The organism is Paraburkholderia sp. SIMBA_054 (assembly GCF_046534875.1).
GTDB lineage: Bacteria > Pseudomonadota > Gammaproteobacteria > Burkholderiales > Burkholderiaceae > Paraburkholderia > Paraburkholderia hospita.
In genome coordinates, this window is sequence record NZ_JAWRXV010000078.1 from 17,154 (window position 1) to 43,761 (window position 26,608).

General features: G+C 57.1%; 18 protein-coding genes and 7 pseudogenes. 15 read left to right on the top strand and 10 right to left on the bottom strand.

Annotated elements, in window-relative coordinates:
* Window positions 1-70 precede the first annotated feature (70 nt).
* Window positions 71-181: a transposase domain-containing protein gene (locus SB822_RS48120; protein ID WP_410858065.1), complete on the bottom strand. Its 111-nt coding sequence runs from the start codon at window positions 179-181 to the stop codon at window positions 71-73.
* Between SB822_RS48120 and SB822_RS48125 the strand changes: the two are divergent.
* Window positions 180-502, top strand: a pseudogene (locus tag SB822_RS48125) (helix-turn-helix transcriptional regulator); the annotation flags it as partial. The gene SB822_RS48120 and the pseudogene SB822_RS48125 sit on opposite strands and share 2 nt — an antisense overlap.
* A 68-nt stretch (window positions 503-570) precedes the next feature.
* Here SB822_RS48125 and SB822_RS48130 read toward each other — a convergent pair.
* The 5 genes from SB822_RS48130 to SB822_RS48150 all read right to left on the bottom strand — a co-directional run bounded on the left by SB822_RS48130 (window position 571) and on the right by SB822_RS48150 (window position 7,075).
* Window positions 571-1,293, bottom strand: a complete 723-nt coding sequence (locus SB822_RS48130) for an alpha/beta fold hydrolase (protein WP_410858066.1) — start codon at window positions 1,291-1,293, stop codon at window positions 571-573.
* Between the two features lie 415 nt (window positions 1,294-1,708).
* Window positions 1,709-3,145 (bottom strand): MmgE/PrpD family protein, encoded by a 1,437-nt coding sequence (locus tag SB822_RS48135; protein WP_410858067.1) that lies wholly within the window; start codon window positions 3,143-3,145, stop codon window positions 1,709-1,711.
* Window positions 3,146-3,382: 237 nt separating this feature from the next.
* Window positions 3,383-4,267 carry a polysaccharide deacetylase family protein gene (locus SB822_RS48140; protein ID WP_410858068.1) on the bottom strand — a complete coding sequence of 295 codons (885 nt, stop codon included), beginning with the start codon at window positions 4,265-4,267 and terminating at the stop codon, window positions 3,383-3,385.
* Window positions 4,268-4,284: 17 nt separating this feature from the next.
* On the bottom strand, window positions 4,285-5,649 hold the full coding sequence (locus SB822_RS48145; RefSeq protein ID WP_410858069.1) for an amidase family protein: 1,365 nt from the start codon (window positions 5,647-5,649) through the stop codon (window positions 4,285-4,287).
* Window positions 5,650-5,737: 88 nt separating this feature from the next.
* A complete protein-coding gene (locus SB822_RS48150) occupies window positions 5,738-7,075 on the bottom strand; it encodes an MFS transporter (RefSeq protein WP_410858070.1) in 1,338 nt (445 codons plus the stop codon).
* A gap of 749 nt (window positions 7,076-7,824) precedes the next feature.
* Between SB822_RS48150 and SB822_RS48155 the strand changes: the two genes are divergently transcribed.
* The 6 genes and pseudogenes from SB822_RS48155 to SB822_RS48180 form a co-directional block, all read left to right on the top strand.
* The gene (locus SB822_RS48155; RefSeq protein ID WP_410858071.1) at window positions 7,825-8,142 is read left to right on the top strand and encodes a DUF4148 domain-containing protein; all 318 of its coding nucleotides are present in this window, start codon (window positions 7,825-7,827) and stop codon (window positions 8,140-8,142) included.
* Window positions 8,143-8,358: 216 nt separating this feature from the next.
* Window positions 8,359-8,847, top strand: a complete 489-nt coding sequence (locus SB822_RS48160) for a YkgB family protein (RefSeq protein WP_410858072.1) — start codon at window positions 8,359-8,361, stop codon at window positions 8,845-8,847.
* A gap of 358 nt (window positions 8,848-9,205) precedes the next feature.
* A pseudogene (locus SB822_RS48165) lies at window positions 9,206-9,706 on the top strand (glutathione binding-like protein); the annotation flags it as partial.
* A gap of 150 nt (window positions 9,707-9,856) precedes the next feature.
* Window positions 9,857-10,066 (top strand): annotated as a pseudogene (locus tag SB822_RS48170) (ISL3 family transposase); the annotation flags it as partial.
* A 609-nt stretch (window positions 10,067-10,675) separates the two neighbouring features.
* Window positions 10,676-12,340 carry a group II intron reverse transcriptase/maturase gene (gene ltrA / locus SB822_RS48175; RefSeq protein ID WP_410858073.1) on the top strand — a complete coding sequence of 555 codons (1,665 nt, stop codon included), beginning with the start codon at window positions 10,676-10,678 and terminating at the stop codon, window positions 12,338-12,340.
* 106 nt (window positions 12,341-12,446) lie between these two features.
* Window positions 12,447-13,466 (top strand): annotated as a pseudogene (locus SB822_RS48180) (ISL3 family transposase); the annotation flags it as partial.
* A 556-nt stretch (window positions 13,467-14,022) separates the two neighbouring features.
* Here the strand turns inward: SB822_RS48180 and SB822_RS48185 are convergent.
* Together SB822_RS48185 and SB822_RS48190 are read right to left on the bottom strand one after the other, a co-directional pair.
* On the bottom strand, window positions 14,023-15,087 hold the full coding sequence (locus tag SB822_RS48185; RefSeq protein ID WP_410858074.1) for a CobW family GTP-binding protein: 1,065 nt from the start codon (window positions 15,085-15,087) through the stop codon (window positions 14,023-14,025).
* A 518-nt stretch (window positions 15,088-15,605) separates the two neighbouring features.
* The gene (locus SB822_RS48190) at window positions 15,606-16,292 is read right to left on the bottom strand and encodes an SDR family NAD(P)-dependent oxidoreductase (RefSeq protein ID WP_410858075.1); all 687 of its coding nucleotides are present in this window, start codon (window positions 16,290-16,292) and stop codon (window positions 15,606-15,608) included.
* A 401-nt stretch (window positions 16,293-16,693) separates the two neighbouring features.
* On the opposite strand from SB822_RS48190, the gene SB822_RS48195 reads away from it, so the two are divergent.
* The gene (locus SB822_RS48195) at window positions 16,694-17,587 is read left to right on the top strand and encodes a LysR family transcriptional regulator (protein ID WP_410858076.1); all 894 of its coding nucleotides are present in this window, start codon (window positions 16,694-16,696) and stop codon (window positions 17,585-17,587) included.
* A gap of 154 nt (window positions 17,588-17,741) precedes the next feature.
* Here SB822_RS48195 and SB822_RS48200 read toward each other — a convergent pair whose 3' ends face one another.
* Entirely contained in the window at window positions 17,742-18,638 is an 897-nt protein-coding gene (locus SB822_RS48200; RefSeq protein ID WP_410858077.1) for a LysR family transcriptional regulator, read from the bottom strand.
* 106 nt (window positions 18,639-18,744) lie between these two features.
* Here SB822_RS48200 and SB822_RS48205 point away from each other — a divergent pair, with 106 nt between their 5' ends.
* From SB822_RS48205 to SB822_RS48235, 7 genes and pseudogenes are all read left to right on the top strand, one after another.
* Window positions 18,745-19,857: an NADH:flavin oxidoreductase gene (locus SB822_RS48205; RefSeq protein WP_410858078.1), complete on the top strand. Its 1,113-nt coding sequence runs from the start codon at window positions 18,745-18,747 to the stop codon at window positions 19,855-19,857.
* Between the two features lie 97 nt (window positions 19,858-19,954).
* A pseudogene (locus SB822_RS48210) lies at window positions 19,955-21,052 on the top strand (IS5 family transposase).
* 480 nt (window positions 21,053-21,532) lie between these two features.
* Window positions 21,533-22,072, top strand: a complete 540-nt coding sequence (locus SB822_RS48215) for a carboxymuconolactone decarboxylase family protein (RefSeq protein ID WP_410858079.1) — start codon at window positions 21,533-21,535, stop codon at window positions 22,070-22,072.
* 211 nt (window positions 22,073-22,283) lie between these two features.
* Window positions 22,284-22,778, top strand: a complete 495-nt coding sequence (locus SB822_RS48220) for a DUF417 family protein (RefSeq protein ID WP_410858080.1) — start codon at window positions 22,284-22,286, stop codon at window positions 22,776-22,778.
* Between the two features lie 107 nt (window positions 22,779-22,885).
* A pseudogene (locus tag SB822_RS48225) lies at window positions 22,886-23,205 on the top strand (helix-turn-helix domain-containing protein); the annotation flags it as partial.
* 41 nt (window positions 23,206-23,246) lie between these two features.
* Window positions 23,247-24,059, top strand: a complete 813-nt coding sequence (locus SB822_RS48230; RefSeq protein ID WP_410858081.1) for an IS5 family transposase — start codon at window positions 23,247-23,249, stop codon at window positions 24,057-24,059.
* 8 nt (window positions 24,060-24,067) lie between these two features.
* Window positions 24,068-24,829, top strand: a pseudogene (locus SB822_RS48235) (IS630 family transposase); the annotation flags it as partial.
* 513 nt (window positions 24,830-25,342) lie between these two features.
* Here SB822_RS48235 and SB822_RS48240 read toward each other — a convergent pair.
* Window positions 25,343-26,272: an IS110 family transposase gene (locus SB822_RS48240; RefSeq protein ID WP_410858082.1), complete on the bottom strand. Its 930-nt coding sequence runs from the start codon at window positions 26,270-26,272 to the stop codon at window positions 25,343-25,345.
* Window positions 26,273-26,608 lie beyond the last annotated feature (336 nt).

Here is a 26,608-nt window from a genome sequence, read left to right on the forward strand (position 1 = left end):
CGGGTATAGAAAAAATATACCCGAGGATGGCTTGCTGGAAGTTCGACTTCACCGTTTCCACTCATCTCGCTTACACGGGTGCGCGAGACGCGGATGTCGCGCAGGGTTTTACCCCAAATTCGTCTTTCAGATAGACGTAGGGATCGTGGCCATTGAGCTGCGCAGTTCGAATCAAGCTCATGTCAGCGATTTTCAACGATCCCGCTCATACGTGGACTCTTTCGACGTTAGCCGAACTCTGCAGCATGTCACGTGCAACGCTTATCCGTCAGTTTCAGGACAACGTGGGGCGCTCACCGATCGATCTCTTGACTGACATCCGAATGGCACTGGCCGCGAATGAATTGCGGAAGCTCGGCGTACCTACTGAAGTGGTCGCCGAGCTGTCGGCTATGCATCGGTGGCCGCCTTTCGGCGAGCCTTCAACCGGCACATGCAAATGACGCCTGCAGACTGGCGCCGTTTGGATCTCCGGCAATTCAATTCGGCATTCACGATTTAAGACAAACGAGGCAGCTACAACACAGTAGCCTGCGAAAGCGCAAGAAGTGACTTTACCCCACTATTACCTCATAACTGTGCGGCAGCCTGTTCGATCACCTCAGCCACGACGTCCGGGTTAGAGACCGTAACTGCGTGTGACGAGTTCACCTCAATGACATTCGAATGGGCGCGATCGGCTTCGAACTTCTGTTCTGCCAGAGGAATGGCGAGATCTTGCAGTGTTCTGATTTGCCAGCTTGGTCTACTCGTCCACGCAGCGGATGTCACCGTCTCATTCAATGCAGCAAGGTTCATGGGGCGCTGGGTGGCAATCATCAGGGCAACCTCGCCCTCGGATACATCAGCAGCCACCTGGCTATGGAATTTATCGGCCTGGTAAAAGAGATACGTTCCGCTGGTTCCATCCGGAAGAGAATAAGACACGGCGTCGACGGATGTCGGAAATGAGCTACCGGGAAAGCGCGCGATCAGCTGACTTGCAGCTTCCCCGGCTGCGGGCATTATTGCGGCAGCGTAGACAAGGCTCCTGACTCTCGGGTTGTCCGCGCCGGCTTGGGTGATAACCGCTCCGCCGTATGAGTGGCCCACAAGGACCATAGGCCCCGGAATCCTGTCCATCACACTACGCAGATACGCTGCATCGACCGCCACGCCCAATAGCGGATTGGCGAAGGCGATGACAGGGTAGCCATCGCACTTGAGACGCCGAATTACCCTGTTCCAGATCGAGGCGTCTTCAAAGGCTCCATGTACAAGCAGGATAGTGGGCTTGGGTGATTCGAGTTTCATAGCCATTCCTTGTCAAGGTGGGGCTGCGGGAGGTGTCGTGTGCAGGGCGCGCCTAGTCATCCGTCGAGGCGGCACCGGCCCACGCAAACGTCACCTAACTCTCGGGGGCACTTCTGTATTGCAATGTAAAACCGCTTACGAGACTCACATCCAATCACACTCGCCAGGCGCCTAACAGGACATCCTGTCGCGTGAATCAGTCAGCATTTCGTTGATTCGCACCGTACCCGGGAAGGGTCAAATTGAAGTACAAACTCAAGTGACTCCGCCTGCTTCCGGAATGAAACTCGCCTATAGACTTGCACCGGGGCTCCCATGATGGGAGGGAGCCCCGGATCACAAATGATCAGCGCTGCTAGCGCCCAACGACAAATGAAACGCTTTTAAATCACCAATCAGCTCATTACCGTATCAATCAGACTGGCTCGGCCAAGAGGTTCAAAAACCTATCGAGTGGCCGTTCATCGACCGCCAGGACTGCGGTGAGGATCTGCCCTCCCCGTTCCGGGGAAAGAATCCCGCCGACGTTGGCGAAATACTTTTCTACGATTTCGTCGTCGGTTAGTGGCCTGTCCGCACAACCACGGTTGACCGCCTCCCGGTGCGCAAGACGACGCCCATTGGCAAACTCGACGATGACTTCGCCAGAGTGATGGCGAGGAAAGGTCGACTCCGGATCTATTTCATAGTCGACCTTCGATGCAAGTGCCAAGACGAGCGGATCGGTCACCGCCGCATCCTCCAGTTCGGCAAGGGTAAACCTCCCTTTCAGCAATCCGGTCGCCACCAGATAAGGGATGCTGAATTGAGCTTCGTAAGCGTTAGCGGGTCGTCGCTTTGCATCCACAGGTTCGCAGACGGTCTTAACGACTTCACGGGGAACCTTGACTCGAACACGGCTAACCGCGTCAATAGCAGACGTGCCCGCTTCGCCGGATTCGCGAAGCCATTCTTCATTCAGCACAATCGCGGCATCGGTTGCAGCATGTGCGAACACGCAGGCTGGGATGGGTTTGATTGCTACAGCCAGCGTTTGCCATTCCTCACCGAGCTTGCTCGTTGCCAACGACAGATCCACTTGATCTCGCACTTCCCCAAGATAGCTCGTGAACAAGCCAAACCTGCCTTCATAGGGCGCTCCTGGGCCGATAAAGCCTTCCTTCGCCAGTGTAGCAGCAGTCATGCCGACTGTCGCCGCCCAACCGGGTTGTATGCGCTTTGACCACGCGCCCCCTTGCAAAAAGGCCTGACTGCCGCATGCCATGGACAGCGCGATGCCCTGCGCCATCCACGCTTGTTGCCGGGTAAGTCCAGTGAGGCGCGAGGCCGCGACGGCACATGCGAAGCCGCCGACTACTCCCGTGGGATTGAAGCCCGTCTCATGGAATCCCCCATTGCCAGCCGACGTCAGGCGCGCGCCGACTTCTACGCCAGCAATATAAGCGGCGAGCATGTCTTCACCACTAGCCCCGCGCAGCTCAGCGATACCTAAGGTACAGGGCAGAAGGCTCGCTGTAGGATGAATCACACCGCCCATATGGGTGTCGTCAAAATCGAGGCCATGCACCAGCAAACCGTTCATCACCATCGCGTCTCGTGTCTGGAGCAGCCGCCCATGGCCAATCACCGTCGCTGACCCGCTTCCGAGAGACTGCATGGCTGTCAGCGTGACCTTCGTGAACGAATAGTGCTTTGTGGCATAGGCAAGTCCCACCGCATCAAGCAACAGGTATTTGGCGCGCTCTCGTACACGTGCCGGAATTTGATCCGGACGCATGCCAATTGCAAAATCGGCCAACGTCGCAGCGATTCCGCCATCGTTCGCGGCGTGCCCGTTTGTAGCACGAGTCATAACATCTTCCTTCCACGATCAGGTTACATCGAACCCGCTCGCGGGGTTCGCCAAAAAGGGGCCATTTGAGGTCCATCGACAAACGTCCCACATTCCCCACCCAAAACCTATCAACGCGCCTCGACTCGCATCGCTCTTCGCGGCTTGGCCTAAGACAGCAGGACATCCGCGGTTCGCAGCTTCCGCATTCGAGGCCTTTCGCGGGATCGGGCATGCAATCGCGCTGCGGTAATCGAATCAGAGTGGTTTACGCCCTGCCTTTTTCAGGAAGTCGTCAGCGATCTCTTCGAACGTTACGAACCGCACTCCATCGTGGCCCTTGAAATATTCAATGAGCCGTTCCAACATAAGCAGAACTTGTGGCCGACCCGATACGTCGGGATGAATTGTCATCGGAAAGACGGCGTAGTCCATCTCCCGATAGATCCAGTCGAATTGATCGCGCCACAGCGCTTCAATATCATGCGGGTTGGCGAATCCGTGGCTGTTGGGCGCTTTTTTGATAAACATCATCGGCGGCAAATCGTCGAGGTACCAGCTTGCCGGTATCTCGACCAACTCCGTATCATTGCCACGCACAAGCGGCTTCATCCATGCGTCCGGGTGCTTTGCGTAGTCAATCTTTGTCCACGTATCCCCAACGCGCACGAAATAAGGCTCGAAATCCTTATGCATAAGGCTATGGTCGTACTTGATGCCTTTCTTCAGCAGCAGCTCGTGTGTGATGGGGCTCAATTCCCACCACGGCGCGACATAGCCTGCTGGCGGTCGCCCTGCGAGAGCAGTGGCAAGCGCGATACTTCGGTCCAGCACTGCCTCTTCCTGCTCGGGTGTCATCGCGACGGGATTCTCATGGCTGTAACCATGAATCCCGATCTCATGTCCTGCTGCGGCAACGGCTTGCATCTGTTCCGGAAATGTCTCGATCGAGTGCCCCGGGATAAACCATGTCGTCTTTAACTTATGACGCTCGAATAGTTTGAGGAGTCGGGTCGAGCCAATCTCACCGGCAAACAGACCGCGCGATATGTCGTTGGGCGAATCTTCTCCGCCATATGAACCTAGCCAGCCAGCAACTGCGTCGACATCAACGCCGAATGCAACAAGAATCTCCTTTGCCATCTCTAATTCTCCTCGGTTTAGGAAGTGTGAATGTACCGTTCAACGAGTTGCGCAATCACTAGTAGCGCATCGTCGTCGGTCGAACTACGAATCAGTTGAACGCCAATTGGCAATGAGTTACCGTCGTATCCCGACGGCATGGCAATGACAGGGGCATCGAGAAAGCTCGCCGGCATCGTCATTGCCAATGTTTTCAAGTTGACTTCCGCGAACAGGTCCGGATCCGCCTCAAGCGGCGCAAGAAGAGGCGGTACATGAGCCACAGTGGGCATGATAAGGGTGGCATCTCGCAGCTCGTGCATAAACATGTCCTGCAGGTTGCGCCTGATCGCGAGCAGTTCGCTCCTTCGGGAGGCCGGTATCTGCCTGCTGAGTTCGAGGCGCGCGCGAACGCGAGGGTCCATCTTTGAGGCGGCTTCCGAGTCGAGCAGATGGCAATGCGTTGCGAACGCGTCGAGCGCACCAAGCCATCCCTTGTCCGAAATTACCTGATGAAGTTCGGATAACGCGGTGAAGTTCCGCTCATCGACAAGTGCACCGCTTTCTCGCAATCGCTGAATGAAAACAATGAAGTTCGACCCGACGGGATCGGAGACGTTGTATCGTTCGAGCAGCGACAGATCGAAGACAAATCGCTGGCCTCGCAGGCTTCCACCGGCTTCGCGAAAAGGTACACCCCGCACAGCGCTATCGAACGCAACGCAATCGGACACCGTGCGTGCGAGCGGGCCGATAGTGTCAAGCGTGTCGGAAAGCCCCATCAATCCGGCACGAGGATAGCGGCCGACGCTGGCCCTGTATCCCACGACACCGTTGAACGCGGAAGGAATCCGAATCGAGCCTGCCGTATCGGTTCCGACAGATATCGGGATAACACCCGTCGCGACAGAAACTGCTGCGCCCGACGACGATCCGCCCGGCACGCGCAGCCCCTTGTCGACCGCCGGATTAGTGGGCGTCCCGAAATGCGGATTGGCGCCTAATCCTGAGTACGCAAATTCGCTCAGGTTTGTCTTGCCGATCGCTATTAGGCCAGCATGCTCCGCCTGATCGACGAGGGCCGCATTCTCGACGGCTGAACTGTTCGCAGAAAGAATCGCCGAACCAGCTGTGGTGACGAGTCCCTCGATGTCGAAAAGATCTTTCCAGGCAATCGGAACGCCGTCCAGCGCGCTGAGGGGGGCCCTCCTGCGCCAACGTTCCGCCGACTCCTCAGCGCGTAGTAACACGCGATCCGCGTCAACAAGGGAAATGAACGTTTTACGCTCACGGACGGCACGATCGAGAGCCGAGCTGACCACGGTCACGGGGTCAATAAGACCTTGTGCAAAACCGTGCGCCAAAGCAAGCGCCGTAGCGGGATTTTCAGACGTCACCATCATTCACGCACCCTTATCACAAAAGATTTCTAAATTCACCGAGAATCCATCATTCAGGCAGTACGAGGCGATACACGAATCAACGCGGACTTCATGCGCTTTCTGCATCGAAACCGCGAACATCGTTTCCGATACCAGGCCTTACCATCGCCATTGCAATTACCCCGATTCCTGTTGCGATCGACGCCGCAACAAACATCGCTGCATATCCGTACCTGAGTGTCAGTACGCCTGTAACAGTTGGCGCAAGAACGGAAGCAGTGTTCGCAATTCCGTGCGTAATGCCACTGAATGTTCCCGTTCTGGACGAAGGAGACGAATCGAGAATGACTGCCCAAAAGACCGAGTTCGACAGCGAATTAAACGAGTTCGCAACGGCTACCAAAGTGAGCACCTGCCAGACCGACGTTGCTTTTGAGATCAGCAAGAAGCAGATCGTGGCGAGAAGGAGGCACGCTGCGGCAAGACCACTGCGACCCAAAGTCAAATTGCCCGTCCTACGTACCAGCCAGTCCGACAGCTTGCCCCCAAGCAGGACCGTGAAGCACGGTCCTATCCATGGAATCATCGCCATATACCAGATCGATGAAAGATCGTAGCGGTAGGTGTCCTGGAGATACTTCGGCATCCAGGTCAGTAGCAAAAATGTTACATAGATCATCGAGAAATATCCGACGGCATTGAGTACCAAACTCGGATTCTGAAAAAACGTCCACCACGCCGGCGGCGCCGATCGTTCGAGTACGCGGTTGTAGGCGCTCCTTGTAATACGTTCCCTCCTTATGTATTCACTCTCTTCTTTCGTCAGAAACGTTCCATCCTCAGGTGCATCCGTGAAAAATCGAATGAACCAAAGCAGGAGTGCCAAACTGCTGACGCCGACGACTATGAACATGACGCGCCAACTACCTGTTAAGGACAGCAGGCCGACAGCGATCGGCGCGGTAATCAGCGCACCAATCGGTGTACTTACCAGACCAACGGAAAGAACAAACCCGCGCTCCCCACGCGGTGCCCAGTTAGAGATACTTTTATTGATGACCGAATACGCCGGCCCCTCAGTGAAACCGAACAGGATTCGTATAAACGCAAATCCCAGAAGGGCCGCTCCGCCGAATACGGCGACTCCGATCTCCCCCGCAAATGCCGTCGCAACCGCGAAAAGAGACCACGCTCCGCCCGCCCAAAGCCAAACGCGACGCGGGCCAAACCGATCCGCCATTGCGCCGCCGCATAACGCGCCGAGCACATACCCGTATCCGAAATACCCCAACAGCGCACCCCACTCCGCACGATTGAATCCAAATTCACTCGTGATACTCGATCCCGCGTACGCGATTGCTCCACGCTCGACGTAATTTAAGAGAGCCAGCGACATGATCAACACAAAAATGCGATAGCGTCGATGAGGAACGGTTTGCAAAGTCATACCGTGAACCAAAAATTAGTTGCATTCAGCCCGATTCTCGGCTGGTTATGCGATTGAGTGATCGGCGTCAATCACCCTGATGAACGAGTCGACCACCCCGTGTCTGAAGTCAAGACGGTCGCATTTGTCAGACTTCCGCCTGTGCATTTTCAATGCATGGATAACTCATCGCAGCCTGATGCGCTCGAAAGAAACTCGATGTCCTCCGAGTTAACGTGCATGCACAACTCGGCATTCTGTGCGAATGCTTCGGCCATCAGATGCGGTCGGTTACCGTCCTTAGCAAGAATGTAAGTTTCAATATTCCGTTTCAGTGAATTCATTCGCTTATACCTACGTGCAATTAAGCTAGATTGATGCAAAGCGATTGGCATCGAACCAATCCGTCTGACAGGGTTACGCCTCTCAGCAACCACGGTTGGTTCATGATAGATGTCGGTGAGAAAAGAGCACAGGCTCGGGAATGTGAAGCCGCCTTATCATTTTTTGATGTAATGGGAGCGCCCCGTCCACATACGCATGATTCCGTGCGACAGTGACAACAAGCACGCGCTCCAGATGGGACACGCTTTCTATACAACTTTAGAAGGAGATGCAGCCGGCAGATCGGCTTGGGGAAGTGCCATCGAAATTGCAATATGATTCGAATTAGCATATCGATGATTCCTTCTGACGTTCACGATTGAGATTCCGTCCCATAGAATTCGGTTACCTCGTCATCGACGGCAATTTATCGAATGGAGTTCATCGTGAAACATCTTCGACACATCATCATCGCCTCATCACTTGTCCTACCTCTTGTTGGCCAAGCAGCTCCCATAACACTCGCCCAAGTTCAGGCCGAACTGATCGCTGCAGAGCAGGCCGGTCAGTATCCTCAAAGCAAAACCCGCTATCCCGAAGCCCAGCCTAGTGCTGCGACTATTTACGTCGCAAATAAGGCGGCAAGAGATTCGGCGTATGGCCAGCCAATGCCAGGCGGCTCTGATTCCGGTAGTCATGTAGCAAGCAGCGGAATCATCAACGGTGGAAATCCGCTCCTTAACAAGCTTCACAAAGGTCACTAAGCTGACCTCACGTGCGGTCGTGGAAATATTGCCGTACTTGTCAACGCGACCGAATCGTCGCGTTTTACCAAAGCAGCGTGCGAGCGCGGCGCGTGACTTCTTGCCCATCGCACCGTCTTCCGGCGATAAGCGCCGGATTGGCGATTTGGTTAACTAATTCTAAAAAGCCGCCACTCCTCAATTTTCAGCAATTCAACATTAGGTAGGAAACACATCATGAATTCTTTGGCTAACGTCTTAGGTAAGTCGGGCCTCTTGAAGGAGGATCTCGACTATCACATCGGTCGGACATCAATGGTTATCATTTTCCTATTTTTCGGATATCAGAAGTGGTTTGAATACGAGGCTCAGGTTCTGATTCCTTACATCAGTCACGGACCATTTATTTTCTGGTTGTATCCGGCGTTTGGAGTTCGAGGTGCGAGCTGGTTTCTCGGCGTTTCCGAGTGGATATTCGGCGCACTTCTGTTCCTTGGCTTCTGGAACAAGAAATTGGGGCTTCTTGGCGCCGCAGGCTCATTCGGTACATTTCTCATGACGGTTACTATCATCCCCTTCATGCCGGGAGGCTGGGCTGCGTCGGCCGGTGGCTTTCCAGCCATGGCGGGCAACGTACCCTTCCTGATGAAGGATCTCGTTCTTCTTGCCGCATCCTTCTATTTGCTGAAGCAGGACGTGGTGAGAGTTTCGCTATCCTCTAAATAAAGGGTCGACGGGTACACATCAGGCAATGCGAAAACTGGTAGCACCTGAGGAAATGACGCAGGATCTTTGGCCAGTTCTCGCAACAGCAACATTCGAACGCAGTGGCCAGTTCTCATGATGGTCGCAAGCAAGATCATCGGACAATGGAGCGCGATCGAATATGTCGGGGACACGCCCTTTGTCAAGTAGAGTTGAAAAGATCAGGACGATAACCACAGGCCTCTGCAAGCCACTCGCGAGACGCATCGACCGCACGCGTCAGGCCGGTAAGGTCGACATCAGCAAGCTGACCACCGCGCTTGCGAATTGCACCAGCCACCATCACCGTATCAACGTCAGAGCGCCCGACAGCCTGCACGACAGTACCGATTGCATGATTGACCGGAAGAATCGCGACGCTACCTTCACTGGCGCGCCTGAAAATCGTCCTGAGCTGTTTTCGTGGTTGATGTTCCTTGCGAGTGGTCTGGGCCCATTCTCTGGCCAAGCCGTGCACTTTCAGTATGCAGCACCTGAGGGGCTCGATTACGCGGTGAACCGCTATCGACGCGAGGTCGAACAGCATTACCGGGTCCTAGATCGTCATTTGGTTGGTCGCGAGTATCTCGTTGGGACCGAATACACAATTGCGGTCATCTCGGCGTGGGGTTGGATCGACCGGGCTGCCAGGGTACTCAAGGGCGCGGAGGTTCCGCTTGCTGCCTTCCCAGCCCTTGAAGAATGATACGAGCGCATCGAGTCCCGACCTGCCGTCGCTCGCGCCCGCGCGGTCGGTCAGGACCATGCTTTCAAGAAAGTGAACGATGAAGAGACCAGACGCGCGCTCTTCCCGTCGAACTACCCCGAAACTCAGCTTTGAAAGCTGTGATCTGACCACGTTCTCCGCGCGCAGATTGTCGCGTACCGATCGCCCCCCAAAAAAGGATATATCCTACGGATCAAAAGTAAGCTGAGAGAGGGCTGGTTGCGGCAGAATGCGGCAACCAGCCCTGCAAGAGAACTTGAACCGATGAGCCAGACCCAACTTTTTGAAGCCGCCTTGGGAATCAAGGCCCCGTGGTACGTGCAAGGCATCGATTTCGATGCTGCGCGGCGTGAACTGACCATTGCCGTGGACTTTGTCGCGGGTACGCGCTTTCCCTATCCCGGCGTCGCGGGCGAGCATCCGGCTCACGACACCCAGATCAAGCGGCTGCGCCACCTCAACTTCTTCCAGCACGTGCGACCTGCAAGTCGCTTGAGTTTCTGTTTCACGGAGGCAGCAAGCCGATGAAACCGGCTGTTCCATCAGCCGTTCCCTACCCAGACATGCTGCGCCGGCAACAGCTTGGTGTGAAGCTCTGGGGACAATGTAACCGCCGATCTCCGGTACGCCAACCCGCGAGGGACAGCGGAATCTGCCAGCACAAGGGCGGAGAGGGGCTAGGGACGAACCAGTACGACCAACACATGTGAACTTCTGGAAAGCGCCGTTAAGAAAAGAACAAGCCAAATGTGCTGAGAGGCTTGGACCAAAATGGTACGCGGCAAGGAACGGCCTTTGTGTTGTAGGCCTTCATGGACAGAAGCCGTCGGCGCACAGGAAGGGTCGGCCTCGCTCTGAAATTCAAGCGGAACAGGGTAAGCCCGCGCTGCCGATAATGGCAGGCAAACCGTAAGGGATGCTGTTGGTGCTGCGGGTAAAGGAACGCGGATGAAGCGAACGCCTGTCTGTAATGGGCAGGATACGGACTGAGACATTGTCCGACGCGAAAGCGGGCAGACTTCCGCCTGGTCTCTCCTCACAAGAGAGTTTGCAGAACCATCTAAACGGAGGGAGAGCAAATGGATGCTGCAGCGCGGGCGTGTGCCCCCCCCCGACGTGACATGGACCGGCATCAATTGGGCTGAGGTTCAACGTCAGGTAAGCAGGCTGCAAATACGTATTGTGAAGGCCATACAGAGCGGCAGACACAACAAGGCGAAAGCCCTACAGTGGCTGCTGACTCACTCGTTCAGCGGCAAAGCATTGGCCGTCAGACGAGTCACTGAAAATAACGGCAAGAATACCGCCGGTGTCGACAATGTAACGTGGAAAACACCGGCGGCAAAGACCAACGCGATCGCGTCGCTGAAGAGGCGGGGTTACTCGCCGCTTCCGCTTCGGAGAGTTCTTATCCCGAAGAAAAATGGCAAGACGAGGCCGCTCGGCATACCCGCGATGAAATGCCGCGCCATGCAAGCGTTATATTTGCTGGCGTTGGAACCAATTGCGGAAACCACCGCCGATCCGAATTCGTATGGATTCAGGCCGGAGCGCTCTACTGCAGACGCCGGAGGACAATGCTTCACCTCTCTGGCAAAAAAGGCGAGTGCGGAATGGGTGCTGGAGGCCGACATCAAAGGCTGTTTCGACACGATTTCCCACGACTGGATGCTCGCCAACATCCCCACGGACAAGGCGATCCTCAAGAAGTGGCTCAAAGCGGGATACGTGTATCAAAACGAACTCTTCCCCACCAACGCCGGAACCCCGCAAGGGGGCATTATTTCACCGGTGGCGGCCAACATGACATTGGATGGTCTCGAAGCGATGCTCGCGGAGAAGTTCCCAAGACCGAAGCGGACCGAAAAAGGCCTGAAAATAAACATGGTGCGTTATGCGGACGACTTCATCATCACTGGCTGCTCCAGGGAGTTGCTGGAACTGGAGGTGAAGCCTGCCGTAGCTGAATTCCTGGCGGAACGCGGGCTAGTCCTATCGCCGGAAAAAACACGAATAACGCATATTGAGGTTGGGTTTGACTTCCTCGGCTGGAACATTCGCAAGTACAACGGAAAACTGTTGATGAAACCGTCGAAAGCGAGCGTCAAAGCGCATCTTGACAGAATCCGGGAGGTCATCGAGGCTAACAAGACGTCCACACAGGTCAGCTTGATAAAGCTGCTCAATCCGATTCTGCGCGGATGGGCGAATTATCACTGCCACGTGGTCGCCAAGAAGGCTTTCGCTCGCGTTGATCACGAGGTCTGGTCAATGCTATGGCAATGGGCGGTAAGAAGACACCCGAACAAAGGTGCTCGCTGGGTTAAGGAACGGTACTTCAAGACCCAAGGTAACCGGAACTGGGTATTTGCTGCCACAGAAGAACAAGAGGATGGAACGAAAAGGGAACGTGTCCTGCTGAAAGAGGCCGATACGCCAATACAGCGGCATGTCAAGATCTCAGCCGCCGCCAATCCGCACAACCCGCAATGGGCACAGTACTTCGAAACCCGATGGGGCCAGAAAATGCTGAACTCGGGGCGGGGACGCGCGAAGCTATATCGGGTCTGGCTGCGGCAAGATCGCTTGTGTCCGGACTGTCAGAAGCCCATCACAAAACATACGCCGTGGGGTGTTCGCCACATGGTTAAACGGGCGGGTGGTGGGACGGATGCCGTAAGCAACCTTCAAATGCACCATCTCATCTGCCATAGAAATCAGCGGCAAGCCGAAAATGAAGTGGTGTAGCCGGGTGTCGAAAGATGCCTTTGAGCGGCTTGAGCCGTGTGCGCTGAAAGGCGCCCGCACGGTTCTTAGGGGGCTGGGCGCGGGTAACCGCGTCCGGCTACCCGACGAGTGCTATCTGGAGGTCCGGGTGCCGCGGGTACGTCTGCCAGACGGCTCGGTGCGCCTGGTCGAACCCGACTGGATGGGCAAGCTGGACGGCTTCACGCTGCTGTTTGAAGCGCTCGTGCTGGCGCTGTGCCGGGAGATGACATTTGCCGCGGTGGCACGCGTGCTGAACCTGTCGTGGCATCGGGTGAAGGCCATCTGTGACCGTTACGTGGACCTGGCCGTGGCCGCGACTGACCTGTCCCAGCTCAGCGCAGTCGCCATTGATGAAACCTCATGCCGACGCGGCCACGACTATGTTTCGCTGGTGGCCGACATGGACAAGCGACGCGTGGTCTTCGTCACACCGGGCAAGGATGCCGGGGTGGTCGAACGCTTTGCCCGGCACCTGGAAGAACACAACGCAGCGCCCGGGCAGATCGAATCGGTGAGCATCGACATGTCGGCTGCCTTCATCAAGGGCGTAGACGAACACCTGCCCGATGCGCGTGTGACCTTCGACAAGTTTCATGTCGTGGCGCATGCGTCCAAAGCGCTTGATGGCGTGCGCCGCGCGCAGCAGAAAACCGATCCCTCGCTGAAGGGCATGCGCTGGTCGCTGCTCAAGGATGCTGAGAAGCTCGATCTCGCACAACTGACCGATCTCGAGGCGCTGATCAGCCAGTACACCAGCAACCGCACGGCCCGTGCCTGGATGTACCGCGAGCAACTGCGCGAGATACTCGATCGCAAACAGATCCACGTCGTCTCCAGGATGTTGCGCCGGTGGTGCGGCAACGTTATGCGCTCCAAGGTCGAGCCTATGAAGGACGTCGCACGCATGATCCGTCGTCATTTCGACGGCATCATCGCGTGGGCCCAGACGCGCCAGACCAACGGATTCATTGAAGCCATCAACGGCCTGTTTCAGGCCGCCAAGCGCAAGGCGCGGGGATACGCCAGCTTCAAAACCATGCGTACCGTGCTCTTCCTCATCGCAGGCAAGCTCGACTTCTCAGCACTCAATCCGCATGCCTCGTGAGCCGCATTAGCCACTGCGCTTTTAAAAGAGCCACAAATCACCTACGCGTCGCCGCCAGCAGCGTTTCGATCGTCTACCCAAGGCGCACGCAGCAGACAGCACGAGTCCGCAGCTTTATCGATTTTTCCCTGAACTACTTTCGCACTCCAGCCCACTCATTTCCGGTACGTACCGCAGCGTAGCCGTGGAACCACGCCAGAGACAATCAGGTACAGGTGTCAAGCAGAATAGTCCGCAATGCTGAATCATGGGCGGCGGCCGACGCATCGTAAAACATGAAAGTCAGTGCCGTGTACATGGCAGATCATGCTGTGTAGTCTCGTTCGGCGGCATCCAATTCCGGGCGATCCGTAGGGAGATTTCGATTGGTGATAACGCATTAGGGTCGACTGCGGGAAGCAACGAACGGTCACTTCCTGAACCATTGTCAGCCATGCCGTTTTTCTAACCGTTCGGTCGTGAGTCGCGACTGACGTGCCGAGCACATGCAGTTCAATGTCAGCCAATCAGCACCGAACGCACCAACGAAGGTACTCGGCTGTACAGGGAATGCGGCTTATCTTCCGCTCCGACGGTCCCCGAGCGCGACATTGAATCGATAATATGATGTCTCGATGGCCGCGCCATCGAGTCCTTCGCTGATAAAAACGAGTCTCGACATTCGCGACCCATCAGGCCATTTTTCGAGGTGGAGCACCGGATGAACCAGATGCTGTATCGCATGGACCACGGCCGGGCGATCTGCTCCTTTGATTGAAAGCAGCCCTTTCATTCGCAAGATCTTGTCACCGTGACGATTGAGCAACAATGTAAGCCATAGCGTGAAGACTTGCCAGTCGAGGGGATCATTGATACACATGCTGCTTGACACGATACTGGACGGTCCCACGACGGACCGGTGTGTTGGCAGTTCGCCACCTCCCGCTTCACGTAGGCGCACAGGTCGCGCTGCGCTCGCTCCAATCCTACCGATCGACTGTACCGAGTTGGACGCAAAGCGTGCGGGCGCGAACAGCAATTCGCGCAACGCGTCCGGCGACGAATTACGTACGTCAATCGTGGCGAGGGGATTCAATATCTGCAATGAAGTTTTCAGTGAGTCGACATGCCGCGCGCCGGTCATGTCGCCCTTGCTAATCACGATCCGATCCGCCGCGCTGACCTGCGCGAGCCACTCCGGGTAGCGCGTTTTCTGTTCGTCGGCGTTAACCGCATCGACGACGGCGATGACCGTGCTCAACACGAAGTGGCTGCGAACTATGGCGTCAGCAAGCAGTGTCGCGACGATTGGCGCAGGCGTTGCAAGTCCGGTCGTTTCTATCACGACGCGTGAGAACGGTGGCAGATCACCGCGCGCGCGCCTGGAGAAGAGCAATGTCAACGCATCTTTCAATTCGCCGCGAATAGAACAACACACGCAGCCGTTTTCCAACAACACCGTTTGGGATTCGAGTTCTCCCATCAGCAGATGATCAAGTCCGACTTCGCCGAATTCGTTGACCAATACAGCAGTGTCGCGAGCAGCCTCGCCCGTCAGTACGTCGACTAGCAGCGTGGACTTGCCACTTCCGAGAAATCCCGTAACTAGTGTGACAGGAATCACATCGTAAGCGAGACTCATGCTTGATCCACCATTTTGAACATCGTCAACGGGTCGAGCGTACTCCCGAGCATGCGTTCCGCGATCTTCCATACCTGCCCAAAATCACTCACTATTTCACTCGCACCGGTAGGTGACGACAGCACGAAAGACTGCCCGTGAAAATCGTCGAGGCGAAGACGCAGTGGAACCAGGATTCGATTCGCGAGAGCAGCCTGCAAAAGCCGCTGGCGACGCGAATTCGGACCACCCGTCGTACCGTTTCCCGCTCCACTGCCCGACACGGTTGCGTTTGACCAGTGACTCCCACCACCTAGCAGCCCACACATTCCGCACATAATGAATCTCCTTCGATAGCGCCGCTGCAATGTCCCCACAACGCAAAACGGCACCAGAAATCCGGCCCGACCGTCTGACTGACACGGCACGTTGCAACTACGATCCGTGGCGGAGTGCCACCGCTGCTGGAACACCCGCTCCCGACGGCCGAAGGACGGCGACGCAGCCTTGACGGTATCTCGGCTTCTTGCGATCGCAATCTAGAACTTCTCCAACCAGGGGCGAACGTCGATCTCGTGCGTCCACCCACTGCGCGGTTGCCGATGCAACTGCAGATATGTCTCGGCGATCGCATCCGGCGATAGCAACGAGTCTTCGCCGCGCTCTTCGATAAGGTGTCGATAGCGTTCAGATTCGATCTGCCCGTCGATAACTACGAATGCAACGTGGACGCCTAGAGGCCCCAATTCGCGGGCCATACTCTGCGCAAGTGCCCGCAAGCCGAATTTCGGCACCGCGAGGTTGGCGAATCCGGCGCTACCGCGCAGCGCCGCAGTCGCGCCGGAAAACAGGATCGTCCCATTTCCTCGCGCGACCATCCGCCGTGCGGCCGCCTGCGCAACGAGCAACCCCGCCAAACAACCAACTCGCCAGCATCGCTCGAAATCGGCAGGATCAATGTCGAGGACGTTGGCCCGCTCGAAAGCACCGGCATTGAACACGACAAGGTCAGGCTCGCCCAGATCGCGGTCAACACTAGCGAAAATGCGAGCGACGTCTTCGGCCCGCGATACATCGGCCGCATACGGCCGGATGCTATGCGATGGATCAGAGGCGATTGTCGTACGCAACCTCGCCTCGTCTCGCGCGACGGCCGCCACCTGCATGCCATCAGCCGAAAATCGTTTTGCCAAGGCCCAGCCCAAGCCGGGTCCGACGCCGACCACGACCGCCGTCTCATGTGTACTCATACGATAACTCCCTCGTTGATGTTCCCGATCCACTTGATGTGCCAAGGATAAGGACCGGCAAACGACTGGTATGACCATTCAAAAGGACCTCGGCCAACCACCCCCACCGCGGGGCTACGAACAGCAGCCCCAAAGTTCGGCCGCTGAATCGCGCGTCATTCTTTGACGGGCGGTCCAGCGAAAATCGTTGCGCCTTCGACCATGCCTTACGTGAGGCATACATCTTCCGTTGTGGAGGGAGGGATGGGGCACCTGGGACGACTTTAGGATCCTTGCGTTACCCTTCTCCTCAGCATAGTCACCGGATCGTAGGCGTCACGAAGAGCAATTGGCAACCGTCAGAATGTGAAGCCGCTTTAACACTTTGGGATACAATCATGCTCCTTCCAGACGTCCGAACCTTCCTGGCTGTTGCGTCAGCAGGCAGTCTGTCCGCCGCCGCGCGTCAACTCGACGTCGTTCCGATGCAGATCTCGCGGCGGATCGCTGGGTTGGAAGAGAATCTCGGAGTTCGTCTCTTTCATCGGACTACTCGATCTCTTACCTTGACCGCAGAAGGCGAAGCGTTTGTTCCCTATGCCCGAGCGATGGCAGATGCAGAAGCCAGTGCGCGAGCGGAACTGAGCCCATTGCCGGGGACCGTGTCCGGCGTATTGCGGATGACAGCCCCTAGCGGGTTCGGACAATCCGTCGTGTTGCCGGTGCTATCGAGGGTATTGGCCAAAAACCCCGATCTTCGTATCGATCTTGATCTATCAGACCGCATCGTTGATATCGTGAGCCAAGGTCTAGATCTGGCAGTGCGAATCGCGCCGCCAGAGGATTCAGGTCTCGCGATCAAGGAAATCGCGCCCAACCCGCGGCTGATATGCGCCTCGCGCGATTATCTGGAAGCACATGGCTGCCCCCTGACGGTGTCCGATCTTGACGACCATGCCTGCATCAGGGTCCGCGCAGTGAAGCGATGGCCCCTCATTGTCGATGGTGAGCTAATACGCAAACGCGTAGAAGCCTATGTCACCACGAGCGTCGAGGCGGCTCGTACGGCCGCGATGCAGGGCTTGGGAATTGTCATGTTGACGTACTGGGACGTGTTCAGGCAATTAGCCGACAAATCGCTTGTCCAGATTCAACTACAAGATGCTTCGATGGAAAAGTTGTCGATCTGGGCAGTCTTCCCGAGCCGATGCTATGTGCCTACCCGTGTGAGCGTGTTCCTGGCTGCACTCAGCAATGAGATCGCAGATCTAGCTAGTGTGCATCGCCAGTAATGGTCGAAGCTGTCTCGCGCGCTATTCAAATCCCTCGCGATTCAGGATCGACACACGAGATGCTTTGCTGGCGGCACATTGCGGCTCCCATGCGTCTACACAAACGCGTGAATCAAATCTTCTCCAGCCTCGTCGCTCAGATCTCGGCTCGAACTCAAAGTGTATGTGTCCGCGTCAGTTCCGCCAATTCACTCTGCAGTGCACCCAGAAAGATATTGACACGATTAGGGACATATCGTCGGCTCGGTATGACGGCCCAGATCGACAGCTTTTCCATCGAAGCATCCTGCAAGTGAATCTGCACAAGCGAGCCATCGGTCAACTGCCTGAACACGTCCCAATATGTCAGCATGGTTAGTCCTAAACCTTGCAAGGCAGCTGTCCGTGCGGCTTCGACACTCGTCGTAGTGAGGCGTGCTTCAATGCGTCTGCGTATCAGTTCCCCATCGACGACAAACGGCCATCGCTTTACCGCGAACAATCCAATACAGGAATGACCGTCCAACTCGGACATCGTCGCGGGCTGCCCATGCTTTTCCAGATAGCCGGGCGAGGCGCAAATCAGGCGTGGGTTAGGCCCGAGCTTTTTTGCCACAAGTTCCGAATCCTCCATCGGCGCAATTCGCAATGCCAAGTCCAGTCCTTGGCCAACGATATCGACCTGGCGGTCTGACAGATCCAAATCGACGCGCAAACTGGGATTCGCAGCCAGAAGTCCCGGAAGCATCGGTAGAACCACCGATTGTCCGAAGCCGCTTGGAGCCGTCATCCGCAACACGCCTGACGCAGTCTTAGGCAGCGGACTCAGTTCGGCTCGCGCACCAGCTTCGGCTTCCGAGATCGCTGTGGCATATGCAACGAAAGCTTCGCCCTCAGCGGTCAACGTAAGAGATCGTGTGGTTCGGTGAAAGAGGCGGACGCCAAGGTCTTCTTCTAGGCTCGCTATACGCCGTGATACCTGCATCGGAACCACGTCTAACTGGCGCGCCGCAGCCGAGAGACTACCCGCAGACGCAACCGCCAGAAATGTTCGAATGTCCGGGAGAAGCATGGTTTATATCCAAAAGTGTTACGGCGGCTTCACGCTCCGACGTCTGTTCGACGCCCGTCGCTACGCCTAACATGCAGTTATCCTTCTTTCCAAGACGAGCGGCAAAATGACTGATAGCACCTCCCTGATCCTCTCCCCGTACGACCGTAAAGGCATCACGCTGCGCAACCGCGTCGCGGTCGCTCCCATGACGCGTATTACCGCGACGGAGGATGGGCACCCCACGCAAACGATGTTCGACTACTACGCGCGATTCGCCAAGGGCGGTTTCGGCCTGGTGACGACCGAGGGGATTTACACCGACAAGGCATTTTCGCAAGGATACCCGTTTCAGCCTGGTTTAGCCGATGACGCACAGGCGCAGGGTTGGACGCAATTTAATCAGCTAATGCGAGCCCACGATGCACATGTGTTCGCACAACTCATGCACGCCGGCGCGTTGAGCCAGGGCAACATTTACCGCGCGCACACGGTCGCGCCGTCGGCTATCCGCCCGAAAGGCAAGCAGATGGAATTCTACTTTGGCGAAGGCCCCTACGCCGAACCGAAGGAGATCACCGATGCTGAAATCGAAGAGGCCGTGCAGGGTTTCGTAGACGCAGCGCACCGCGCGGTGAACATCGCCGGCTTTAGCGGCGTGGAAATCCACGGTGCCAATGGTTATCTTCTGGATCAGTTCCTGACAGCTGAGACCAATCAGCGAACCGATCGTTGGGGTGGCGACACGAAAGCGCGCGTTCAGTTGCTCGCCCATGTCGTGCAAGAGGTCAAGCGCAAGATCGGGAGTGCGGCGCCAGTTGGAATTCGGATCTCGCAAGGCAAGGTCAACGACTTTACGTCAAAGTGGCAAGGCGGTGAAGCTGACGCTGAAGCGACCTTCGGGACGCTCGCTGATGCCGGTGTGGATTTCATCCACGTTACGGAGTTCGAAGCCTGGCAGCCTGCTTTCGACGGCACGCAGGATAGCCTCGTTTCGCTGGCGCGTCGCTACGCACCGAACGCAACAATCATCGCGAATGGCAGCTTGCACACGGCGGAGCGCATGGCTACGATGTTGTCGGCCGGCGCAGACCTGGTGACCGTGGGACGTGGAGCGCTCGCCAATCCGGATCTGCCCAAGGTGCTCGAGAGCAAGCGCGAGCCGAAAACGTTCGATGGCTCGATCCTTCAACCGATTGCCAGCATCAAAGAGCACGAACTTACGATGCCGAACGCGTGACGCAGACGACCCTTTGCGGAAATACCGCCGACGCGCGTCATCGCGGCGGGCCGTAGATGCGTTGATATGAGGACCTTACCCGCCCCCCCTGGAGATCATGCGCGGCGCTGACACGTTTACCGAGAGTTTGTTTTCTTTTCGCAAGCTGGACGACTTCGTTCCGGCCTCGCATCCGCTGCGTGCGATTCGCGTCATGGCGAACAAAGCGCTCGCGAAGATGGATCGACTGTTTGCCGGGATGTACGAAGCCGACATAAAGGGCGGGCGGCCGAGCATCGCGCCGGAGAAATTGCTGCGAGCCGTGCTCATTCAGGTGCTTTACAGCATCCGCTCGGAACGCCAGCTGATGGAGCAGGTGCAATACAACCTCTTGTTTCGCTGGTTCATCGGCCTGGCAATGGATGATGTGGTGTGGGTGCCCACGGTCTTCACGAAGAACCGCGAGCGGTTAATCAAGCACGACGCAGTGATCGAATTCTTCAACGAGGTGGTGAACATCGCTGAGAAGAATGACCTGCTCTCGGGCGAGCACTTCAGCGTGGACGGCACGCTGATCCAGGCGTGGGCGGGGCACAAAAGCTTCGTGCGCAAGGAGGGCGACGATCAGGACAACGACGGTGGCAGTGCGGGTGACTTCAAGGGTAGCAAGCGCAGCAACGAGACGCACCAGTCGAAGACCGATTCCGATGCGCGTCTTTATCGCAAAGGCAAGACGGCCAGCGAATTGCGGTACATGGGCCATACGCTGACCGATAATCGGCACGGCCTGGTAGTCAACGCGCGCGTGACCAGTGCTGACGGGCACGCTGAACGCGAGGCGGCCAAGATCATGATCAACGATGCAAGGCAAGTGGCAGAAGCCCCCGACGTGGAAATCACGCTGGGTGCGGACAAGGGTTACGACGCACAGGAATTTATCGAGGCCTGCCAGGCGATGAAGGTTACACCGCACGTTGCACAAAACACTTCGGGCCGGCGTTCAGCGGTGTCCGATACGATTGCCTCAAGCGTGGGCTACGCCATTTCGCAGTAAAAACGCAAGTTGATCGAACAAGGTTTCGGATGGGCCAAGACCGTGGGACGCATGCGCCAGGTCATGGTGCGTGGCTTGAAGAAGGTGGACCAGATGTTCGTGTTGAACATGGCGGCCTACAACCTCGTGCGCATGCGTTCACTGGGACAAATCCGCCCGTAGTGGCGGAAATGGCAGCAACGAGCCCAGAAATTGGCCTCAGGTCATCGAAAATGATGTTGAATCCGCGCTGAAATTTCGCAATGCAAAAAAACTTGCAACAGAAGCTGCGTAAGCGGAGGGGTGCTGCTTCCACCGATGGGTACTTCAGCAACCTGCTAAACTAAGCGCCCGCTCTTCTATCGAAAGGAAGAACGTTCATCGAAACAAGGCACGCCACTCGAGCGTCCTCTTGTCATCTCGCAGGGGAGGAAACCATGGACTTTCTCGGATGGTCAGTCTCTCGCACCACGTCGCCTCAGTGCATCAAATCCATGATTTCAATCGCCCGTCTACCCTGGTCTTCGCCCGAACAGTCGCGATGGACGAGCACAGTCGACCATGATGATACGAATGAGCATCTTTATGGCACCTTCCGATCTGTCGCATATCACGCGCCGACTGCAAACTAGGGGCTCTTAACCATTACTGAAGGAATCAATCATGAGCCGCATTAATGTTCCCGCAATCTCGACAGCCACTGGCGCAACTGCAGATGTCTACGCCGACGTTAAGAAAATTGCCGGCGGCGGTGTTCCAAATCTCTTTGCAGCCGTGGGTTACGTCGCGCCGGCCACCTTGGCGGCCGTGCTGAATGCAGAAGGTGCCTTGGGAAGCGGCACGCTCAGCAAGCAGGATATTGAAACGATCAAGCTTTTGGTAAGTGAACATACGGGTTGCGACTATTGCGTAGCCGCACACGTGATGATCGGGAAGATGATGGGCTTGTCACCCGACGTACTCCAGAAGATTCGCGCTGGGCTGGCGACTGGCGACGCGAAACGAGACGCGCTTGTTCATTTCGTGCTGACTCTGCAAAAGACGAACGGGACCATCAGCGAAGCAGAATTTGGCGCGATTCGCGCGGCCGGTTACACGGACGCGCAATTGGCCGAGATCTCACTCGCCATCGCTCTGACGATCTTCACCAACACGTTCAACCGTATCAACGATACGGACATCGACATGCCACCGGTGAAGTAAAACCGAAAGACCTGTCCCGAGGGCGCGGCTTCGCGCCTGCTATTTGGATGGTTTCGCGTTTACCACGCAACAACTCTCTTCAATCGATATTGCCTTTACGGTCGTCGCAACAGGCGTGGGCCGCCACATGAAACTGCGAACGGCGATGATTCATTCTCCGAGCCATCCAACCCGTCAAATCCCGTAACACTTCATTCTCGAGAGGCAAACCGTGGACCTTCAATTCTCAGTTGCAGAGCGTAGAAATGAAAGCAGCAGGCACTTAGCCTTGCTCCGCTGGTCAATGGTCGCGATTTTTGTCTGGTTCGGCATACAAAAATTCACGCCGTACGCTGCAGATGCCATTGCTCCACTGATATCAAATAGTCCCTTTATGTCATGGTTGACAGTATTCGGAAAAATCGGCGAGGCAAGAATTATTGGAACGATCGAACTCACTACAGCGGCGTTATTAGTCGTTGGATCAGTTAGCGGAGTGGCTTCGGCGGTCAGCGCGGCATTGGCGAGCGGCACATTCATTTTGACCGTTTCGTTTGCTTTTACGACGCCTGGCATTACGTTATTCAGCCCGTCCGGGTTTCCTATCGTGTCGACTCTCGTAGAGCAATTTCTGCTCAAGGATGTGGCGTTACTCGCGTCCTGCCTGACTCTGCTGATCACTTCATTTCGCCGTATCGACAGGAGGACCTCTGCATTCGAGGTTTAGAACAAGTAGATACTCGGCGCGTTTTATGACAGTCAACGAATGCGTGTAGTCGTCCCCGCATCACGCGGACGATCATCAGGCCGTATTCCGGGCTAGTCCATTGCGTCATTGAAAAAGCACCTGATTGGGTATTCAATGAAACGCATGGAAAAGATGAACTTGAGCGCGAACAATTGCGGTCGGCAGCTCGCAGCCAAACGGTGCGCGCAGCGGACGCGCGGCGTGCCCGGCTGATCTTGATGCTTGACGACGGCGAATCACGTGAGGCGATCATGCAGCGGCTGCGATGCGACTCGCGCTTCATTTCGAGGTGGTCGTGTCGTTTTTGGCCGAGCGACTGGCGGGTCTGTATGCACGCCATCCTGGACGAGCTCCCGTGCATCCGCCTGAAAAGCTCGAGGCGCGCGTTCTGAACCTTACGCTTAGAGCGTGTTAGGTACTTTATGTTGGACCTCGTATCCTGGCGGTATGAAAAGAGCAAACCGCAAAGGCTACCCGACTGATGTATCCGACGAAGAGTGGAGCTTCGCGGCACCCTATCTGACGCTGATGGACGTCGGCGCGCCACAGCGCAAATATGAGCTGCGCGACATGTTCAATGCGTTACGCTGGATTGCGCGGGCCGGCGCGCCCTGGCGGATGCTGCCCAATGACTTTCCGCCGTGGGAACTGGTGTACCAGCAGACCCAACGCTGGTTACAGGCGGGCTGCTTTGAGAACATGGTTTGCGACCCGCGCTCGGTAATACGCGTGGCGCAAGGGCGGCAAGGACAACCCACCGCCGTTATCCTGGATGGCCGTACGTTGCAGTCAACCTGCGAGAGCGGACCGCGCGCGGGCTACGATGGTTATAAGCGCAAACGCGGCAGCAAGGTCCACATCGCGGTGGATACCCTGGGGCAGTTGCTGGCGGTGCACGTGACACCGGCCAATGAACAGGAGCGCGCACAGGTGGCAGAGCTTGCGCGTCAGGTTCAGGAAATCACGGGACACACCGTCAAGGTGGCATTTGCGGATCAGGGATACACGGGTGAAGAAGCTGCACAGGCCGCGCGCGATGAAGGCGTTGAATTGCAGGTGATCAAGCTGCAGGAAGCAAAAAAGGGCTTTGTACTGCTTCCCCGGCGATGGGTGGTCGAGCGCAGCTTTGGCTGGCTCAACCGATTCCGCCGCCTCGCGCGAGACTATGAACGGCTACCCGAAACCCTTGCCGGCCTTCATTTCGTTGTCTTCGCGATGCTTATGCTCGTTCACGCGGTACCGGTACTCAGAAGTTCCTAACACGCTCTAAGCGCCGGCCCCCGGACGGCTCGACACATTGGAGCAGCTATAAGCTTGCTGCGGCTCTGGGTGAGGTTGGCGCCTCGACGGTACAGCGTATCTGGCGCAAGCACGGCGTGCGCCCTCATCGGCTCGATACGCACATGGTCTCAAACGACCCAGACTTCGAGACCAAGGCTGCAGACGTGATAGGGCTGTATCTGAACCCACCTGCACATGCGGTGGTGTTCTGCGTGGACGAGAAGACGGCCATTCAGGCGCTCGATCGTAAGGATCGGATGTTACCGCTGTCGCCAGGCCGCGCCGAGAGCCATGGCTTCGAGTACAAGCGTAACGGCACGCTTAGCCTGTTCGCTGCGCTCAATACCGCAACCGGGGAAGTCATCGGCAAGACGGCGGCACGCCATACCAGCGAGCAGTTCGTGACCTTCCTCACCGACGTTATCGCCCGCCAGCGGCCCAAACAGGAAATTCATGTGATCTGCGACAACGTCAGCAGCCACAAGACCCCGCGCGTGCATGAGTTCTTGCAGCAACACCGGAACGTGCGGTTGCATTACACGCCGACCTATACCTCCTGGCTGAATCAGGTGGAAAACTGGTTCTCGCGCATCCAGCGTGATGTGATTGCGCGAGGCATCTTCACCACGGTGAAGGACCTGGACCGCAAGCTGATGCGCTATATCCGCGAGCACAACAAAAATCCCAAGCCGATTAGATGGAAGTACGACGATCCCTCGCGCCGAATTCGGCCGGTGCCATTTCAATGACGCAGTCGACTAGCCCGTCGTCTGCGACGGTTACGACGCTGATAACCTACACCTTTTGCAGCCTTGCATGTCAATGTCACTCAGGTCAGGGTGTCTGTTGACCGGTCAGTGCCGGGTCGACCTTCTATCTCCGGCCTGGCAGGCCGGTCACCTCATGCCGCATGCGCGAAGCGCTGGCGCCACCCTGTTACCGACGCGCCCCGTCTAGGTACACGGTCACCCGCAATGGGTAACCCGAGCGTGTTTCGGGCGCGTTGACCTTTACATGCTGTCGCTGCATCTCATATGTTTCAGGCCCTCGCGGTCTTAGCCCTCAGCCGACTTGAGTATCGCACCCTCGGGGATCTCGCCGTGCTCGAGAAAGCGCCACAGTGCGATCGCGAGACGCCGTGCGAGCGCCACGATACCTATGCGCCGCAGCCGCTTGCCGGCACCGGCAAAGCGCTCGTTGAACCAAGTGGCTAAGCTGGCTGCCGGGCTGCAGGCGCAGCCAGCTCCAGGCGAGTTCAACCATCAGCCAGCGGATCGTTTGTTGCCCGCCTTGCTGATACCCTGTTCAACCTCGCTGGTGCCACTGGCGTACGGCGTGGGCGTCAGGCCCAGGCGACCGGCCAGTTCCCGGCGGTTGTGAAACTGTCGCCAGCCGAACAGTTCCCTGACCAGGGTCCACGCGCTACCTGCACCGATGCCCGCGAGCTGGGCCAGCAACGCCATACCGGGGTGCGCGCCGCTGCGCACCTCCCGGTTCTGTTGCACTTCGAGCGTGCGGATCTGCTGGCGCACGAGCGCGAGCCGCTCACATTCGCGCTCGATCTCGGCGCGCAGGCCGGGCGCCAGCAGCTCGCGCTGCCGAGCCCACCAGCGCGTCCAGATGCGGCCGCCGACATAGCTGACGGGCAGGTTGTGCAGCACCAGCAGGGAGCGGATCCGGTTCGTGTGCGCAGTACGCTCCTGCCGCAGGCGTTCGAGCTCGCGGTGCAGGCGCCGGTCGTCTTCCTGCTTGGGAGTAGGGATGCGCGCGACCGCCCACACCCGGCGTTCACCGCCGTAATAGCGCATCAGCATCGACAGCAGCTTGTCGCTGTCAAGCCGGTCCGTCTTCGCGCGACGGGCACGCCGGTTCACCTCGATACTGGCCGAATCCACCATGAGATTGACGATGCCCTGTTCCGTCAGCCAGCGGTGCAGCCAGAAGCCGTCGCGACCCGCCTCATAGCAGCTGTAGATCGGCGCGTCGGCACCGCGATGGCAGCGCACCCTGGCGTTCGCGATGCTGGTGAGAACCGCCGTGGTGTCACCCGCGGTAACCGTGCAGTGGCTGGGCGCACGCTGGCCATCACCCAGCGAGAGCTTCCAGTTCTTCTCACCCAGTTCAAAGGCCATGTACAGGCGGCCAGCTGCCGTCGTATTCTGGCCACGGAGGGCTGTGTCAGGCGTATTCATTTGCGTGCTCCCTTCGGAGAAAACGAGTGTGTAACCCCGTTTTACTCCGGTCGGGCTTCTGTCACTGCCCTCCCACATAGCATCTAAAGCGGCGACGGGCAATCCAGTTGCGGCAGTGCCACGACCTCAATATACCGCCACGTGGAATGCAAGGCGCGCTCGCCGACTGAAGTTGACCCGCGAAAACGGACACCTTGTATCTTGAAGTACGGCTTTGAAGCCTCTCTTTATTATTCGTAGTTGGAGGCTGTGTAGCTTGTGGGCGAAGGAGAGCGCGGTGGGCAACGCGCAGCGTTGTCCACGGTAAGCTTTCCGGTGCGCCGCAGGCGCATCGTC